The sequence below is a fragment of the Streptomyces sp. NPDC000941 genome, assembly GCF_053599555.1.
Window position 1 is genome coordinate 18,719 of record NZ_JBSFMM010000023.1, and the last position, 15,547, is coordinate 34,265.

General features: G+C 72.0%; 14 protein-coding genes. 9 read left to right on the plus strand and 5 right to left on the minus strand.

Going from position 1 to position 15,547, the window contains the following annotated elements; translation table 11 throughout:
- Nucleotides 1-136 precede the first annotated feature (136 nt).
- From ACWDSL_RS10535 to ACWDSL_RS10555, 5 genes are read left to right on the plus strand one after another with little or no spacing between them, the layout of a single operon-like run.
- The gene (locus ACWDSL_RS10535) at nucleotides 137-1,450 is read left to right on the plus strand and encodes a prenyltransferase/squalene oxidase repeat-containing protein (protein ID WP_450483842.1); all 1,314 of its coding nucleotides are present in this window, start codon (nucleotides 137-139) and stop codon (nucleotides 1,448-1,450) included.
- The gene (locus ACWDSL_RS10540) at nucleotides 1,450-2,112 is read left to right on the plus strand and encodes an SCO2322 family protein (protein WP_450483753.1); all 663 of its coding nucleotides are present in this window, start codon (nucleotides 1,450-1,452) and stop codon (nucleotides 2,110-2,112) included. The genes ACWDSL_RS10535 and ACWDSL_RS10540 overlap by 1 nt, the downstream gene beginning before the upstream one ends.
- On the plus strand, nucleotides 2,109-3,323 hold the full coding sequence (locus tag ACWDSL_RS10545; RefSeq protein ID WP_450483755.1) for a CbiQ family ECF transporter T component: 1,215 nt from the start codon (nucleotides 2,109-2,111) through the stop codon (nucleotides 3,321-3,323). The genes ACWDSL_RS10540 and ACWDSL_RS10545 overlap by 4 nt, the downstream gene beginning before the upstream one ends.
- Nucleotides 3,320-5,029 (plus strand): ABC transporter ATP-binding protein, encoded by a 1,710-nt coding sequence (locus ACWDSL_RS10550; protein WP_450483757.1) that lies wholly within the window; start codon nucleotides 3,320-3,322, stop codon nucleotides 5,027-5,029. The genes ACWDSL_RS10545 and ACWDSL_RS10550 overlap by 4 nt, the downstream gene beginning before the upstream one ends.
- Nucleotides 5,026-6,021: an ECF transporter S component gene (locus tag ACWDSL_RS10555; protein WP_450483759.1), complete on the plus strand. Its 996-nt coding sequence runs from the start codon at nucleotides 5,026-5,028 to the stop codon at nucleotides 6,019-6,021. Before ACWDSL_RS10550 ends, ACWDSL_RS10555 begins: the two co-directional genes overlap by 4 nt.
- A gap of 69 nt (nucleotides 6,022-6,090) precedes the next feature.
- Here the strand turns inward: ACWDSL_RS10555 and ACWDSL_RS10560 are convergent, their stop codons facing one another.
- Nucleotides 6,091-6,567 carry a hypothetical protein gene (locus tag ACWDSL_RS10560; RefSeq protein WP_450483761.1) on the minus strand — a complete coding sequence of 159 codons (477 nt, stop codon included), beginning with the start codon at nucleotides 6,565-6,567 and terminating at the stop codon, nucleotides 6,091-6,093.
- A 162-nt stretch (nucleotides 6,568-6,729) separates the two neighbouring features.
- Complete coding sequence (locus tag ACWDSL_RS10565) at nucleotides 6,730-7,179, minus strand: nuclear transport factor 2 family protein (protein ID WP_450483763.1); 450 nt, start codon at nucleotides 7,177-7,179, stop codon at nucleotides 6,730-6,732.
- A gap of 116 nt (nucleotides 7,180-7,295) precedes the next feature.
- Here ACWDSL_RS10565 and ACWDSL_RS10570 point away from each other — a divergent pair, with 116 nt between their 5' ends.
- Entirely contained in the window at nucleotides 7,296-7,934 is a 639-nt protein-coding gene (locus ACWDSL_RS10570) for a TetR/AcrR family transcriptional regulator (RefSeq protein WP_450483765.1), read from the plus strand.
- 7 nt (nucleotides 7,935-7,941) lie between these two features.
- On the opposite strand, the gene ACWDSL_RS10575 is transcribed toward ACWDSL_RS10570, so the two are convergent.
- The gene (locus ACWDSL_RS10575) at nucleotides 7,942-9,111 is read right to left on the minus strand and encodes a steroid 3-ketoacyl-CoA thiolase (protein ID WP_450483767.1); all 1,170 of its coding nucleotides are present in this window, start codon (nucleotides 9,109-9,111) and stop codon (nucleotides 7,942-7,944) included.
- A gap of 255 nt (nucleotides 9,112-9,366) precedes the next feature.
- Between ACWDSL_RS10575 and ACWDSL_RS10580 the strand changes: the two genes are divergently transcribed.
- Both ACWDSL_RS10580 and ACWDSL_RS10585 read left to right on the plus strand, forming a co-directional pair.
- Nucleotides 9,367-10,599 carry a cytochrome P450 gene (locus ACWDSL_RS10580; RefSeq protein ID WP_450483769.1) on the plus strand — a complete coding sequence of 411 codons (1,233 nt, stop codon included), beginning with the start codon at nucleotides 9,367-9,369 and terminating at the stop codon, nucleotides 10,597-10,599.
- A gap of 75 nt (nucleotides 10,600-10,674) precedes the next feature.
- Nucleotides 10,675-11,310, plus strand: coding sequence for an HD domain-containing protein (locus ACWDSL_RS10585; RefSeq protein WP_450483771.1), 636 nt, complete (start codon nucleotides 10,675-10,677; stop codon nucleotides 11,308-11,310).
- Between the two features lie 30 nt (nucleotides 11,311-11,340).
- On the opposite strand, the gene ACWDSL_RS10590 is transcribed toward ACWDSL_RS10585, so the two are convergent.
- Both ACWDSL_RS10590 and ACWDSL_RS10595 read right to left on the minus strand, forming a co-directional pair.
- Nucleotides 11,341-12,075, minus strand: a complete 735-nt coding sequence (locus tag ACWDSL_RS10590; RefSeq protein ID WP_450483773.1) for a superoxide dismutase family protein — start codon at nucleotides 12,073-12,075, stop codon at nucleotides 11,341-11,343.
- A 122-nt stretch (nucleotides 12,076-12,197) separates the two neighbouring features.
- Nucleotides 12,198-14,285, minus strand: a complete 2,088-nt coding sequence (locus ACWDSL_RS10595; protein ID WP_450483775.1) for a bifunctional glycosyltransferase 87/phosphatase PAP2 family protein — start codon at nucleotides 14,283-14,285, stop codon at nucleotides 12,198-12,200.
- A gap of 385 nt (nucleotides 14,286-14,670) precedes the next feature.
- Between ACWDSL_RS10595 and ACWDSL_RS10600 the strand changes: the two genes are divergently transcribed.
- The gene (locus ACWDSL_RS10600; protein ID WP_450483777.1) at nucleotides 14,671-15,426 is read left to right on the plus strand and encodes a dienelactone hydrolase family protein; all 756 of its coding nucleotides are present in this window, start codon (nucleotides 14,671-14,673) and stop codon (nucleotides 15,424-15,426) included.
- The last annotated feature ends 121 nt before the right edge of the window (nucleotides 15,427-15,547 follow it).

The window sequence follows — 15,547 nt, forward strand, 5'->3', positions numbered from 1 at the left end:
CCGTCGAGGTATGCGGAGCTGAGCCCGGTGTCATCGCGTTCGTACGTCCCTCGGCGTGCGGGGTGGGCGGCCGTGCGTGGCCGCGTACCGATGTCCAGTCACCGCCGAGACCATCGACCGAGAGGCACCCGTCGCCATGAACGTACGCCGCAGCGCCACGGCTCTGGCCGCCCTGGCCGCCCTGTGCACGGCCGCCGCCCCCGCCGCGTTCGCCGACGCCTCGCCCTCCCCCAAACCGTCCGGCGGCTCGGCGGCGCTGCCCAAGGGGCTGTACGGCGCCAAGGACCCCAAGTTCGACGGGGTGTGGCGGCAGTCACTCGCGCTGCTCGCCCAGGACGCGGTCGGGGTCACCCCGGCGAGGTCGGCCATCGACTGGCTGGCCGGGCAGCAGTGCGAGGACGGCGGCTTCGCCGCGTACCGCGCGGACGCCTCCGCGACCTGCGACCCGAAGAAGGGCGAGTTCACCGACGCGACCGCGGCGGCGGTACAGGCGCTGGCCGCGGTCGGTGGGCGCAGCGCCTCGGTCGAGAAGGGCATCGGCTGGCTGAAGAAGCACCAGAACGACGACGGCGGCTGGGGCCTGAACCCGGGCAGCCCGAGCGACGCCAACTCCACCTCCGCCGCCGTCGGCGCCTTCGCCGCCACCGGCCAGGACCCGAAGCAGGTGAAGTCGGCCAAGGGCGGCAAGACGCCGTACGACGTGCTGCTTGGCCTGCAACTGGGGTGCGACGCGAAGGAGGGGCAGCGCGGGGCGTTCGCCTATACGGCGGACAAGGGCAGCGGCAAGCCGGTCGCCAACGACCTCGCGACCGCGGCAGCCGCGCTGGCCACCGAGGGCAAGGGCTTTGTCTTCGAACCGGCCGGCAAGGACGCAGGCAAGGCCCCGAAGCCGCTGGACTGCGGCGGAGGCAAGGGCAGTGACGAACCGGATGGGGCGGCCGAGGCCGCGCAGGCCGCCGCCGCCTATCTGTCGGAGACCATGGCCGGGCACGGCAACCACCTGCTGTCCGCCATGCCCGGCGCCAAGGCCCAGCCCGACTTCGGCAGCACGGCGGACGCGATCGTCGCACTGGCCGCCGGGGAGCACAGCGCGACCGCGGCCAAGCCCCTGCAGTGGCTGCAGAGCGAGAAGAACGGCGCGCTGGCGTGGGCGAAGGGCGACCCGGGCGCCCTGGGCAAGCTGGTCCTGGCGGCACACGCGGCCGGTGCGGACCCGCGCAGCTTCGGCGGCGTGGACCTCGTCCAGCAGCTGAACGTCACGGGCCCGAAGCCGGAGTCGGCCTCCGCGGCCGGGGCGGAGTCGGGCAAGGACGCGGACTCGGCCTCCGGTAAGGAGAAGAGCGACGACAAGGGGGGTGTCGGCGGCGTCTGGTGGACGGTGGGCGTCTTCCTGGTGGCCGGCATCGGCATCGGCTTCCTGATCAGCGGCCGGAAGAAGCAGCAGCTCTGATGGGCCGGCGCGCCGCCCTCCTCTGCGCAGTGCTCCTGTCCGCGTTGGTGTCCGTGGTCGCGCTCGGCACCTCGCCCGCGCAGGCCGCGGGCTACCGCTACTGGTCGTTCTGGCAGCGGGAGCGGGGCGCCGGCGGCTGGACGTACGCCACGCAGGGGCCCGCCACGGCCCGGCCGGGCGACGGCGACATGATCGGGTTCCGGTTCGCGGTGAGCGAGGACTCCGGGGACGCCACCCAGCCGCGCGACTCGGCCGACTTCAAGACGGTCTGCGCGCACACCCCGGCGGAGGACGGCACCAAACGCGTCGCGGTGGTCCTGGACTTCGGCACGGCCGCCGACGCCCCCGACCACCGCACCCCGCCCGAGCCCCGTACGGACTGCGCGCGGGTCGGCCAGGACGCGAGCGCCGGGGACGCGCTGGCGGCCGTCGCCAAACCGCTGCGCTACAACTCCTCCGCCCTGCTGTGCGCCATCGCCGGCTACCCCGCCAAGGGCTGCGGCGAGCAGGTCGGTAGCAGTAGTAGTAGTGGCGGGGACGGCGGGCAGGGCGGACAGGGCGGCGGAGGCGGCCCGTCGGCCGGTCTTGTCGGCGGTCTGGCCGCCGTGGTCGCGCTGGGGGCCGCCGCCGTATGGCAGGCGCGCCGCCACCACCGGCGATGAGCGGCACCGACCGGGCCGCCGCCGCCGGACATCCGCGCACCGCCGGGCACCCGGGCGCCGCCGGGCATCCAGACACCGCCGGACACCCGCGCACCGCGCGCGGCGGGCTGCACGCCGGGGCCTGGTGGCTGTGGGCCCTCGGGCTGGCCACGGCCGCCTCCCGCACCACCAATCCGCTACTGCTGGGGCTGCTCGTCGCCGTCGCGGGCTATGTGGTCGCCACGCGCCGTACGGACGCGCCGTGGGCACGCTCGTACGGCGCGTTCCTCAAGCTGGGTCTTGTGGTGCTGGCGATCCGGCTGTGCTTCGCGGTCCTCCTCGGCTCGCCGATCCCCGGTACGCACGTACTGGTCACGCTCCCCGAAGTCCCGCTCCCCGACTGGGCGCAGGGCGTACGGATCGGCGGCCGGGTCACCGCCGAGGGGCTGACCTTCGCGCTGTACGACGGGCTGAAGCTGGCCACCCTCCTGATCTGCGTCGGCGCGGCGAACGCGCTCGCCAACCCCGCCCGGCTGCTCAAGTCCCTGCCCGGCGCGCTGTACGAGGCGGGCGTCGCGGTCGTCGTCGCGATGTCCTTCGCCCCCAACCTGGTCTCCGACGTCCAGCGGCTGCGCGCCGCCCGCCGGCTGCGTGGCCGCCCCGACCGCGGGGTACGCGCCCTGCTGCAGGTCGGGCTGCCGGTCCTGGAGGGCGCGTTGGAGCGTTCGGTGGCGCTCGCGGCCGCGATGGACGCTCGCGGCTACGGCCGCACCGCCCACGTCCCGCCCGCCGTCGCCCGCGCCACCGCCGTCCTCACCCTCGGCGGGCTGCTCGGCGTCTGCGCCGGTACGTACGGGCTGCTGGCGGCGCAGGGCGCGGGCTTCGGCCTGCCGGTGCTGCTCGCCGGGCTCGCCGCCGCGCTCGGCGGGCTGTGGCTGGGCGGCCGCCGTTCGGTGCGCAGCCGCTACCGGCCGGACCGGTGGAGCGCGCGGGCGTGGCTGGTGTCCGGGTCGGGGGTGGCGGTCGCGGGCCTGATGATCTGGGCCGCCTCGTACGCCCCAGAGGCCCTGAACCCGCCCGCCGTTCCGCTCACCGCGCCCGTGCTGCCGCTGTGGCCCGCGGCCGGGGTGCTGGTCGGGCTGCTCCCGGCGGTCGTGGCCCCGGCGCCCGGGCCGGGGCCGGCCCCGGCAGTGCCCTCAGCCCGGAAGACCATTCAGGAGGCCACACGGTGATCCGCTTCGAGCAGGTGTCCGTCACCTACGACGACGCGGCGCGACCCGCCCTCCAGGGCGTGGATCTGACCGTTCCGGAGGGGGAGCTGTGTCTGCTCGTCGGCCCCTCGGGAGTCGGCAAGTCGACTCTCCTGGGCGCCGTCTCCGGTCTGGTGCCGCACTTCACGGGCGGCACGCTGCGCGGGCGGGTCACCGTGGCGGGCCGCGACACCCGTACCCACAAGCCGCGCGAACTGGCCGATGTCGTGGGCACGGTGGGCCAGGACCCGCTGGCCCACTTCGTCACGGACACCGTCGAGGACGAACTCGCCTACGGCATGGAGTCGCTGGGCGTCCCCCCGGACACCATGCGCCGCCGGGTCGAGGAGACCCTGGACCTGCTCGGCCTCGCCGCGCTGCGCGACCGGCCCATCGCGACGCTCTCCGGCGGACAGCGGCAGCGGGTCGCCATCGGCTCGGTGCTCACCACACACCCGCGCGTCCTGGTCCTCGACGAGCCGACATCGGCGCTCGACCCCGCGGCGGCCGAGGAAGTCCTTGCGGTGCTGCAGCGGCTCGTACACGACCTCGGCACGACTGTGCTGATGGCCGAACACCGCCTGGAGCGGGTGGTCCAGTACGCGGATCAGGTGATCCTGCTGCCCTCCCCCGGCGCGGCCCCCGTCGTCGGGGACCCGGCCGAGGTGATGGCGGTCTCGCCCGTCCAGCCGCCCGTGGTCGAGCTCGGCCGCCTCGCGGGCTGGACCCCCCTCCCGCTGTCCATACGGGACGCCCGCCGCAAGGCGGCCCCGCTGCGGGAGCGGCTGACACCGCTGACACCGCTCACGCCGCTCACGCCGCTCACGCTGGGCGAAGATCCGCACGAGGGAGGCGGTGAGCCCGTCGCCGAGGCGGTGCGGCTGTCCGTACGCCGCGGTCGAATCGAGGCGCTGCGCGGCGTGGACCTGACAGTGCGGCCGGGCGAAACGGTGGCGCTGATGGGCCGCAACGGGGCGGGAAAGTCCACCTTGCTGTCCACGCTGGTGGGGATGCACACGCCCGCCTCCGGTTCGGTACGCGTCGGGGGCGGCGGAGGTGGCGGGCGTGGCGGAGGTGGCGGGCGTGGCCGGGGCGTCGACAGCCGCGGCGTCGTACCGCACCGCACCCGACCCGCCGAACTGCTGCGCCACGTCGGCCTCGTACCGCAGGAGCCGCGCGACCTGCTCTACGCCGACACCGTCGCGGCGGAGTGCGCGGCGGCCGACCGCGACGCGGGCGCGGCCCCGGGCAGCTGCCGCGAGCTGGTCGGCCAGCTGCTGCCCGGCGTGGCGGACTCGGCGCACCCCCGCGATCTGTCGGAGGGCCAGCGGCTGGCGCTCGCGCTGTCGGTCGTCCTCACCGCGCGCCCGCCGCTGCTCCTGCTCGACGAGCCGACCCGCGGCCTGGACTACGCGGCGAAGGCCCGCCTGATCGAGATCCTGCGCGCGCTGGCCGCCGACGGCCACGCCACCGTCCTGGCCACGCACGACGTGGAGCTGGCCGCCGAACTCGCCCACCGGGTGGTGATCCTGGCCGACGGCGAGGTCGTGGCCGACGGCCCGACGGCGGAGGTGGTGGTGTCCTCCCCCGCGTTCGCCCCTCAGGTCGCCAAGGTGCTGGCCCCGCTGCCGTGGCTGACGGTCCGGCAGGTACGGCGAGCCCTGGAGGACCGGGAGCGGGCGACATGAGGCCACGTGGCGGCGCCGCCGGGCCGGACCGACCCGGCGCGCGGAGCGAGCCCGGCGCCGACCGTCAGGGCGGCCGCGCGGGGGCGTGCGGGCCTGGCCAAGCGAACGAGGCGGCCGGTGCGAGCGGTGCGGCCGGCGCGAACGAGGCGGCCGGTGCGAACGAGGCGGCCGGTGCGAACGGTGCGGCCGGCCGGACGCGCGCGGTCCGCCTCGGCCCCCGCTCCGTCGCCGCCCTCGCCCTCGTCTCCGCGATCGGCGTCGCCGCGTTCGGCTGGCCGCTGCTGGCCGACTCCGCCTCCGGACTGGCCCACTCCGCCGACGCGCCGTGGCTGTTCGCCGCGCTGCTGCCGCTCCTGCTGGCCGTCGTCGTGGCGACGATCGCCGACACCGGTCTCGACTCCAAGGCCGTCGCGATGCTGGGGGTGCTGGCCGCCGCCGGGGCCGCGCTGCGGCCGCTGGGCGCGGGGACGGCGGGCATCGAGCCGATGTTCTTCCTGATGGTGCTGTCCGGGCGGGTGCTGGGCCCCGGGTTCGGCTTCGTACTCGGCGCGGTGTCGATGTTCGCCTCCGCGCTGCTGACGGGCGGGGTCGGGCCGTGGATGCCGTTCCAGATGCTGTCCATGGGGTGGGTGGGCATGGGCGCGGGCCTGCTGCCGGGGGCGGATCGGCTGCGCGGGCGCGGGGAGCTGTTCCTGCTCGCCGGGTACGGGGCGGTCGCGTCCGTCCTGTACGGCACGGTGATGAACTTGCAGGGCTGGCCCTATATCGCGGGGATGGCTTCGGGCGTGTCGTTCGTACCGGGCGATCCGCTGTCGCACAACCTGGCCCGCTTCGTCGCGTACTGCCTGGCGACGTCCCTCGGCTGGGACCTCCCGCGCGCGGTGGTGACGGTGGTGCTCACCCTCACCCTCGGCCGTACGGTGCTCAGGGCCCTGCGCCGTGCGACCCGCCGGGCGGCCTTCGACGCGCCGGTCGCCTTCAAGGAGCCGTGAAGCCGTGAAGCCGCGAACGGGCGGTACCGATGAGCGTGCATCGGTACCACCCGCGACTTCCGGGAGCGGCTAGCCCTGGTGGTACACGTTCACCGACCAGTCAGCGATCCACTTCCCGTCCCCGTACTGCAGCTTCGCCGTGCACTTGTACGTGTTGCCGTCACAGGTCAGCCCCGTGACCGGCACCGGCGCCGCCGCACTCCGCACCGACGACGGCCCCGACGCCACGCCCTGGTGGTACACGTTCACCGACCAGTCAGCGATCCACTTCCCGTCCCCGTACTGCAGCTTCGCCGTGCACTTGTACGTGTTGCCGTCACAGGTCAGCCCCGTGACCGGCACCGGCGCCGCCGCGCCCCGCGCCGACGACGACTCCGACCCCGACCCCACACCCTGGTGGTACACGTTCACCGACCAGTCGGCCAACCACTTCCCGTCCCCGTACTGCAGATTGGCCGCGCACTTGTAGGTGTTGCCGTCGCAGTTGAGCGCCGTGACCGGCACCGGCGCGGCGACGGCCGCCGGGGCCAGGGCGGATGTGGTCATGAGCAGGGCTCCAAGCCCCAGAAACGTACCGGTGAGCATGCGGCGAGCTGACATGTTTGTCGCTTCCCTTCGACTCGGTCGGCGTTGACCAAGGCGTAAGGAAGCAGACGGCCCTCGCGACCGACTCGAGCCCCCGGGCGACTGCCGTGCTGACCGGCGGCGCTATCCGCCGAGCGCGGCGACGAGGTCCGGCAGGCGGTCGGTGGCAGCGGCGACGCCGAGTCCGTCCATGTAGTCGCGGGTGTGGACGATCAGACCGTCCCGGACCCGGATCACCAGGATCCCCGGGACGGTGACGGGGCGGCCGGTCGGCGCCAGCGCCCCGACCACGGTCTGCTCGACGACGACCGTGCCCGCCTCGGCGGTCTCGTGGATCGCCACATCGCGGATCGTCTCGGGCTCCACGGGGGTCGCGCCCCACATCGCCCGGTAGCCCGCCCGGATCTCCTCGCGCCCGTCGAAGCAGGTGGGCAGCCCGGGGAACAGAAACGGGAACTCATGGCGGGCGTCGACCGCGTACAGATCGGCGAGGTCGTCAGCGGACTTGTTCAGCATCGCGCGATGGAAGCGCTCGACGATCTCACGCGGCGCGGCGGCGGTGGTTTCGGGCATGACGATGCGCTCCGTTCACTCGTACAGGTTCGCTCAACGTGTGTTGACTCAACGAGTGTAGAGCGAGGGTGCCGCCCTCAGTCAACAGCCGTAGAGCGATCGGTAGAGTCGGAGACATGACCGCAGCAGCCGGACCCACCCGCGCCGAGCGCCGCCGCAACACCGAGCAGCGCATCCTCGCCGCCGCCCGCGAGCTGTTCGCCGAGCGCGGCTTCGAGCGGACCACGATCCGCGCGGTCGCCTCGGCGGCGCAGATCGACCCCGCGCTGGTCATGCAGTACTTCGGCTCGAAGCAGGAGCTGTTCTCCCAGGCCGTACGGATCTCGGTCGCGGGGGCGGGGGCAGGGGCAGGGGCGGAGGGTCGGCCGCGGAGCGGCGACCCCGAGGCGCTGACGGATTCGCTGCTGGCGTCGCTGGAGTTGAAGATCGGCGGGCTGCCGGAGGCCTCGCTGGCGATGCTGCGCTCCATGCTCACCCACCCGGAGGCGGCGGAGGCGGCCCGCGCCGCCCTCGGCCATCAGATCACCGAGGTCGCGGCCGCCATCTCAGCCGGGCACGAGGGCGAGCATCAAGACGGGCACCACCGGGCCGAGGACGACGCCCGGCTGCACGCCGCGCTGGCCGTCGCCACCATGGTCGGGGTGACCATCGGCCATCAGCTGCTCGGCATCGACGATCTGCGCCGCGCCTCCCCGGAGCAGATCGCCGCCGCCCTGCGGCCCGCCCTGCACGCCCTGGTCACAGGCACTGAATGAGCGTCGGTCAAAGGCGCTGAATGATCGTCCCGGTCGCCAAGGCGCCACCCGCGCACATCGTGATCAGCGCGAACTCCTTGTCCGCCCGCTCCAGTTCATGCAGCGCCGTGGTGATCAGCCGGGCGCCGGTGGCCCCCACGGGGTGCCCCAGCGCTATCGCGCCGCCGTTGACGTTCACCTTCTCCAGGTCCTGTTCGAAGACCTGCGCCCACGACAACACCACCGACGCGAACGCCTCGTTGATCTCGACGACGTCGATGTCCTTGAGCGTCATCCCCGCCTTGCCGAGCACCGCGCGCGTCGCGTCGATCGGCCCGTCCAGGTGGTAGTGCGGATCGGCGCCGACCAGCGCCTGGGCGACGATCCGCGCGCGCGGCTTGAGTTTGAGCGCCCGCGCCATACGCTTGGACGCCCACATCACCGCGGCCGCGCCGTCCGAGATCTGGGAGGAGTTGCCCGCGGTGTGCACGGCGGTCGGCATGACCGGCTTGAGCCCGCCGAGCGCTTCCATGCTGGTGTCGCGCAGCCCCTCGTCGCGGTCGACGAGCCGCCACATGCCCTGTCCGGCCGCCTGTTCGTCCTCGGTCGTCGGCACCTGCACCGCGAAGGTCTCGCGCTTGAAGCGCTCCTCCGCCCACGCCCGGGCGGCCCGCTCCTGCGAGAGGAGGCCGAGGGCGTCGACCTTCTCCCGGGTGAGCCCGCGGCGGCGCGCGATCCGCTCCGCCGCCTCGAACTGGTTGGGCAGATCGACGTTCCACTCGTCCGGAAACGGCTTACCGGGCCCGTGCTTGGAGCCGCTGCCGAGCGGCACCCGCGACATGGCCTCGACGCCGCAGCCGATGCCGACGTCGATGACGCCGGTCGCGACCATGTTGGCCACCATGTGGTTGGCCTGCTGCGAGGAGCCGCACTGGCAGTCGACGGTCGTGGCCGCGGTCTCGTACGGCAGGCCGCAGGCCAGCCAGGCGTTACGGGCGGGGTTCATCGACTGCTCGCCGGCGTGGGTGACCGTGCCGCCGACGATCTGTTCGACGCAGTCGGGCTGGATACCGGTACGGGCGAGGAGTTCGCGGTATGTCTCACCGAGCAGATAGGCGGGGTGCAGATTGGCGAGTGACCCTCCGCGCTTGCCGATGGGCGTGCGTACGGCTTCGACGATGACGGGTTCCGCGGCCATGACTCGTCCGTCCTCTCTGATTCCGCGGGGCTCCCGGCAGCGCCCGCGACAGAACTAGTACGCGTTCTAGTTCTTCAATCAGTCTGCTGAGACCCGGCCCGGCGACGCAAGGGGCTTGCATGCCCGTTATTGAGCCGCCCCTCACGCATGTGCGCCCGTTGTGCGCAACAAAGGCGGCCATGACACTTGCCACTTGTAGAACCCGTTACTACCTTCTCCGACACTTCTGATAGACCGTCAGATCTGGAGTGGCCGATGTCCTGCCCAGCGCTTCCCGAAGGATTCGACTTCACCGACCCCGACCTCTACCAGCAGCGTCTGCCGTTCCCGGAGTTCGCTCAGCTGCGGCAGACCGCCAAGGTGTGGTGGATCCCCCAGCCACACGGAGTCGCGGGCTTCGACGACGACGGGTACTGGGCCGTCACCCGCCACGCCGACGTCAAAGAGGTGTCGACCAAGCCGGAGATCTTCTCCTCCCACCTCAACACCGCGATCATCCGCTTCAATGAGCACATCCACCGCGACCAGATCGACGTCCAGAAGCTGATCATGCTCAACATGGACCCGCCCGAGCACACCCGGGTCCGCCAGATCGTCCAGCGCGGCTTCACCCCGCGCGCGATCCGCGCGCTGGAGAACGCGCTGCGCGAGCGCGCCACGCGGATCGTGGCCAGGGCCAAGGAGGACGGCAGCGGGGACTTCGTCACCGATGTGGCCTGCGAACTGCCGCTGCAGGCCATCGCCGAGCTGATCGGCGTTCCCCAGCAGGACCGCACCAAGATCTTCGACTGGTCCAACAAGATGGTGGCGTACGACGACCCGGAGCTCGCCATCACCGAGGAGATCGGCGCGGAGTCGGCCATGGAGCTGATCTCGTACGCCATGAACCTGGCCGCCGACCGCAAGGCCTGCCCGGCCAAGGACATCGTCAGCCAGCTGGTCGCCGCCGAGGACCAGGGCAATCTGGCCTCCGACGAGTTCGGCTTCTTCGTCCTGCTCCTCGCGGTCGCGGGCAACGAGACCACCCGTAACGCCATCAGCCACGGTATGCACGCCTTCCTCACCCACCCCGACCAGTGGGAGCTGTTCAAGCGCGAACGCCCGGCCACCGCCGCGGACGAGATCGTACGGTGGGCCACCCCGGTCATGTCCTTCCAGCGCACCACCACCCAGGACACCGAACTGGGCGGACAGCGGATCGCGGCCGGTCAGCGGGTCGGCATCTTCTACTCCTCCGCCAACCACGACCCGGAGGTCTTCGACCGGCCCGAGGACTTCGACATCACCCGCGACCCCAACCCCCACCTGGGCTTCGGCGGCGGAGGCCCGCACTTCTGCCTCGGCAAGAGCCTCGCGGAGCTGGAGATCCGCCTGATCTTCAACGCGATCGCGGACGCCATGCCGGACATCCGGCTCGCGGGCGATCCGAGGCGGCTGCGGTCGCCCTGGCTGAACGGAATCAAGGAGCTGCAGGTGAACTACGGCTGACCGCCGGTGACCCCTGACGCCCCGCCCCGCCCCGGGAGTGCCGCTGCAGCCCCGCACGGGGGCACACTGTCCGCCATGAACGACACGAGCGGCACGAGCGGCACGCCCGGCGCACAGCATGAGCACGAGTTTCGAAGACTCTTCGACTTCATCGCCTTCACGGCCCGGCTACGGGAGATCGAGCGCCCCAACAACGCCACGCCGACGCGCCGGGAGAGCGTGGCCGAGCACTCCTGGCATCTGGCGATGGTCAGCTGGATACTGCACGCCGAGTTCGAGCGGGAGGCCGGCCACTGCCTCGACCTGACCAAGATGCTCAAGCTCTGCCTGATGCACGACCTGGTCGAACTCGACGCTTCAGCCGATCCCAATGCCGCGGATGACGTCACTGAAGACCCCTTCGCCTCGCTGCCGGGCGCGCTGCGCCCCGAGTTCCTCGCCCTGTGGCACGAGTACGAGGAGGGCCGTACGCCCGAGGCCTGCCTGGTGCGCGGGGTGGACCGGCTCAACCCCGCGCTGATGCGGTACCTCACCGGCCAGGGCTGGCACGATGTCCCCACCGACACCAACGCCGCCATGGACGCCGACGCCCTGGACCGGCTGCAACTCCCGCGGGTGGCCGTCAGCGAGACGCTGCGCGCGCTGTACGAGGAGGTCCGCGACGCGTCGGTGCGGCGCGGGCTGCTGACCCCCGCGCCGCTGACGCCTTGACGCGCGTGCCTTGACACAGGCCTTGACGCGTTATCCCTTGAACGGCACCTTCACGCACGCCACCCGCGCGCCCGCCTCCCCGGCATGCCCCTTGTGCGTGGCGGTCGCATGCTCGTGGAAGACGAGGGAGCGCGCCTCCGAGTCCCGGAAGCGCCAGTTCACATGGGTCATGGCGTGGCCGTCGCCGTCCTTGTCGGTGGTGACCTGCAGCCACACCTCGTTGTGGGGATTGGCGTACTTCGGGTTGGTCGACGGCTGCTTCGGGTCCTTCATGTTCTGATAGTGCGGGCCCGAGTCATTGGGCATGGTCCCGCAGGTCTTCGTATGGACATGCACCCCGAAGGTGTGGTTCGCCTTGAGGCCGCGCACCCACACCATGACCCGGGTGCCCTTGCCCTCGCCCTGCGTACCGTGCGGGCTCGGCGTACCCGTCGGGCTCGGTGAGGTTTGCGTGCCGGTCGGGCTGGGCGTGGTCGGGGTGCCCGTCGGGCTCGGTGTGGTCTGTGCGGCCTGGGGGGCGCCTTGCCATTGATGGTGGTGGCGGTATTCGCCCCCACCGTGCCACTTACCCAGGAACTGCACGACGACGACCTTGGCGGAGACGGGCACCAGTTTGGTGTTGTACGTCACCGCCTTGTGGCTACTGGCCTCTGCGGCCGGTGCGAACTTCGCGTGGACCACCACGAAGGGACAGGGCGACACCGCAGGGGATACCGCGACCATCGATGCCGCGGCCGCCGCCGTGACCGCCATGGCAAGAGACATGGGGGATCACTCCTCCAAGCGTGGGCCCCCCTTGATTGGCCCCCGGGCGCGGGCCCCGCGCCACATCCCGCCCGGCCGGACCCGTCCCCTGCTTTCCACGCTAAGGCCGTTCGTCACACCCTTCAACGCGAGCCCGGCCCGGCCACCTCTGTCGGCTCGGCGGTCTCGGGGAGGACGGGCGCCTTGGCCTGCCCCGGCACCGAGGCGACGGGCGCGGAAGCAGACTCCTCCGCGGGCTCCGGCTCCCGCTTGCGGAGCCTGGGGAGCCTGGGGAGCGGCGGCCACAGCGGACCGGCGGCCTCTTCCTTGGGCCGTTTCCCGACGCCGAACAGCAGATACTGCAGCCCGAACCCGGCCGCCACGACCACCCCACCGCCGACCGCGTCCAGCACCCAGTGGTTCGCCGTACCGACGATCACCGCGGTGGTCATCAGCGGATACATCAGCCCGAGGATCTTCATCCACAGATACGGCGCCACCAGCGCGATCACCACCCCGCACCACAGCGACCACCCCACATGCAGCGAGGGCATGGCCGCGTACTGGTTGGACAGCTTGGTCAGCGCGCCGAAGTCCGGATTGTCCAGGTCCTGCGGACCGTGTGCGGTGTCGATGAAGCCGAGGCCCATCAGCCGGGGCGGGGCGGTCGGGTAGAGCCAGAAGCCGACCAGCGCAAGGAGCGTGGCGAAGGCGAGCGGGGTGCGGGCCCAGCGGTAGGTGACGGGGCGGCGCAGATACAGCCAGGCCAGCAGGGACAGCGGGACCAGGAAGTGGAAGGTGTTGTAGTACCAGTTCATGCTGTCCCTCAGCCATGGCGTGTCCGCCACCACGCCGTTGAACCAGTGCTCGATGTCGATATGCAGCCACTTCTCGGCGGTGAGGACCTGGTGTCCATGGCTCTCCGCGAGGGTCCGCGAGTCGGGGGCGTGCGCGCGGACGTAGGAGTACCCGAAGTAACCGATACGGATGAACATCAACTCGAGCATGAGGTTCGGGCGGGACAGCGGCCGCCGTACGAAGCGCAGCAGCGGCACCCAGGCGAAGCGCCCCTGGACCGGTTCCACGACCGGGGTCGGGTCCGGGTTGTCCCACGCCGGGGAGGTGCGGGACAGGAAGGGCACCAGGCAGGCGGCGGCGAGAGCCGCCAGCAGCGGTGCGTTATATCCGATATGACCCAGAATGTCGATATCGGGCAGCAGCGCCTCGCGGTTGAGGGTCATCGCCAGCACCACCAGCGCCGGCCACACCAGCCGGTCCGAGGCGCGCTTGCCGACCCGCCCGACGACGGCCAGCAGGATCCACAGCTGCTGGTACTGCCAGGACGTGGGCGAAATCGCCAGCGCCACACTGCCGGTGATCGCCGCCGCCAGCAGCAGCTGCCCGTCCTCGGCGTAGTGCGCGGCGCGCCGCAGACCGACCACGGCCACCGCCACCGCGAGCACCGCGAGCACCGCCAGCTCGGCCGGGCCCGAGAAGCCGACCCTCAGCAGCAGCCCGTGCAGGGACTGGTTGGCCAGGCCGTCCGGGGGCCCGCCGAGCCCGGCGCCGCCGAAGTGGTGGATCCAGTACGTCCATGAGTCATGCGGCATCAGGGCCCAGGCCAGCGCGGAGCAGGCGGCGAAGGTGGCGCCCGCGACGGCCGCCGTATGCCGCCGCCCGATGAGCCACAGGACCACCCCGAACAGCAGCAGCGCGGGCTGCAGCGCCGAGGCGACCCCGATCAGCACACCCGTCTGCCGCTCCGAGGTCCTGGGCAGCACGGTGAACAGCACCAGTAGCACCGGGATGATGCTGGTCTGGCCGAGCGTGAAGGTGTTCCGTACCGGCAGGGACAGCACCAGCAGGCTGATCGCCACCGGCGCGGCGAGCAGCGAGGTGCGCCGGGAGACGGGGCCGGGCAGGGAGCGCGCCGCGACCAGACCGAGCACCACGACCAGCAGCAGGGTGCCGAAGGTCCAGGCGTAGCCGAGGCTCTGCTCGGCGGCGCGCGTCAGCGGCTTGAGGACCAGCCCGGAGAACGGCGTCCCGGTGAACGCGTCCCCGTCGTACAGCGATCCGCGCACATGGAGGACGCCCTCCTCACCGATCCAGGTCTCGAGGTCGGTGAGCCGCTCGTCGGGTGGCAGCCGCAGCACGGCCGCGGCCTGACGGACGGCCAGCACACCGGCGAGGAGCCACAGTGCTCCCAGCACCAGTGCGTTCCGTGACATCCGTGCCCCGACGGGACCGGGGCGGGGCCCCGTATCCGGAGTTCTCCCCGGTCCGCTTCGCTCCACGTTCGTCACGCCCTGCTGCTCCCCCACTCGCCCTTGTCATTCGGTCGGGATATTTGAGACCTTACTGAGCCCTGTACTCAGACGCGGAACACCCCCTCGTCACCTGACCGTCGTCGAGGATTGTCCGAAAAGTACCGCTCGGTCGACGGGATGAATCCGTGAGGTATGAACTCGTGAGGTCTGCCCCAATTTCATCAGGCGTTCGGTCCGCACCGCGAATGTGACCCGCGGCACCCGTTGACGGTCCCGGCGTCGAAGGCCCGACCCGCGTAGCGTTCTGACGCAGACATACGAGGCGCAAGAGGAGCGAGTGACGCCTATGACCGATGCACACGGAACAATTGTCGATATTCCCACCCCGGACGGCACCGCCGACGCCTATCTGACCCACCCCGTCGACGACACCCCCCATCCCGCCGTACTGCTCTACATGGACATCTTCGGGCCGCGCCCGCACCTGTGGAAGATGGCCGACCACCTGGCCGAGGCGGGCTACACCGTGCTGATCCCCAACGTCTTCTACCGCCACGGCCGCGCACCGCTGGTGGAGCTCCCCGACTTCATCGGCCATGACACACGCCCCGAGGTCTTCCAGGAGCTCATGTCCTTCCTCCCGTCGCTCACCCCCGAGGCGGCCATGCGCGACGCCGATGCCTATCTGCGCTGGCTGGCCGACTGTCCGCAGGCCACGGACGGGCCGGTCGGCGTCACCGGCTACTGCATGGGCGCCCGCCTGGCCCTGCGTACGGCCGGCGCGTTCCCCGAGCGGGTCGCGGCGATGGCCGGCTTCCACGGCGGAGACCTGGCCACCGAAGCCCCCGACAGCCCGCACCTGGTCGCCGACCGCATCACCGCCGAGGTGTACTTCGCCCACGCCGACCAGGACTCCTCGATGCCGCCCGAGCAGATGGACCGCCTCGACGCGGCGCTCACGGCCGCGGGCGTACGCCACCGCAGCGAGGTCTATCCGGGCGCGCAGCACGGCTTCACCCAGGCCGACACCGCCGCGTACAACGAGGACGGGGCCAAGCGCCACTGGGAAGCGCTGCTGGACCTCTTCGGCCGCACGCTCTGACCGCGCCCTCCGGTGTGCCTCGCGGCACGCCGACGGTTCGCCGCCGGATCGCCGCCGGATCGAGTGGGTTCGATGAGTTTGGCGCGGCCCGGCGGTCTTTATCGCCGTAAGCCACGCAACG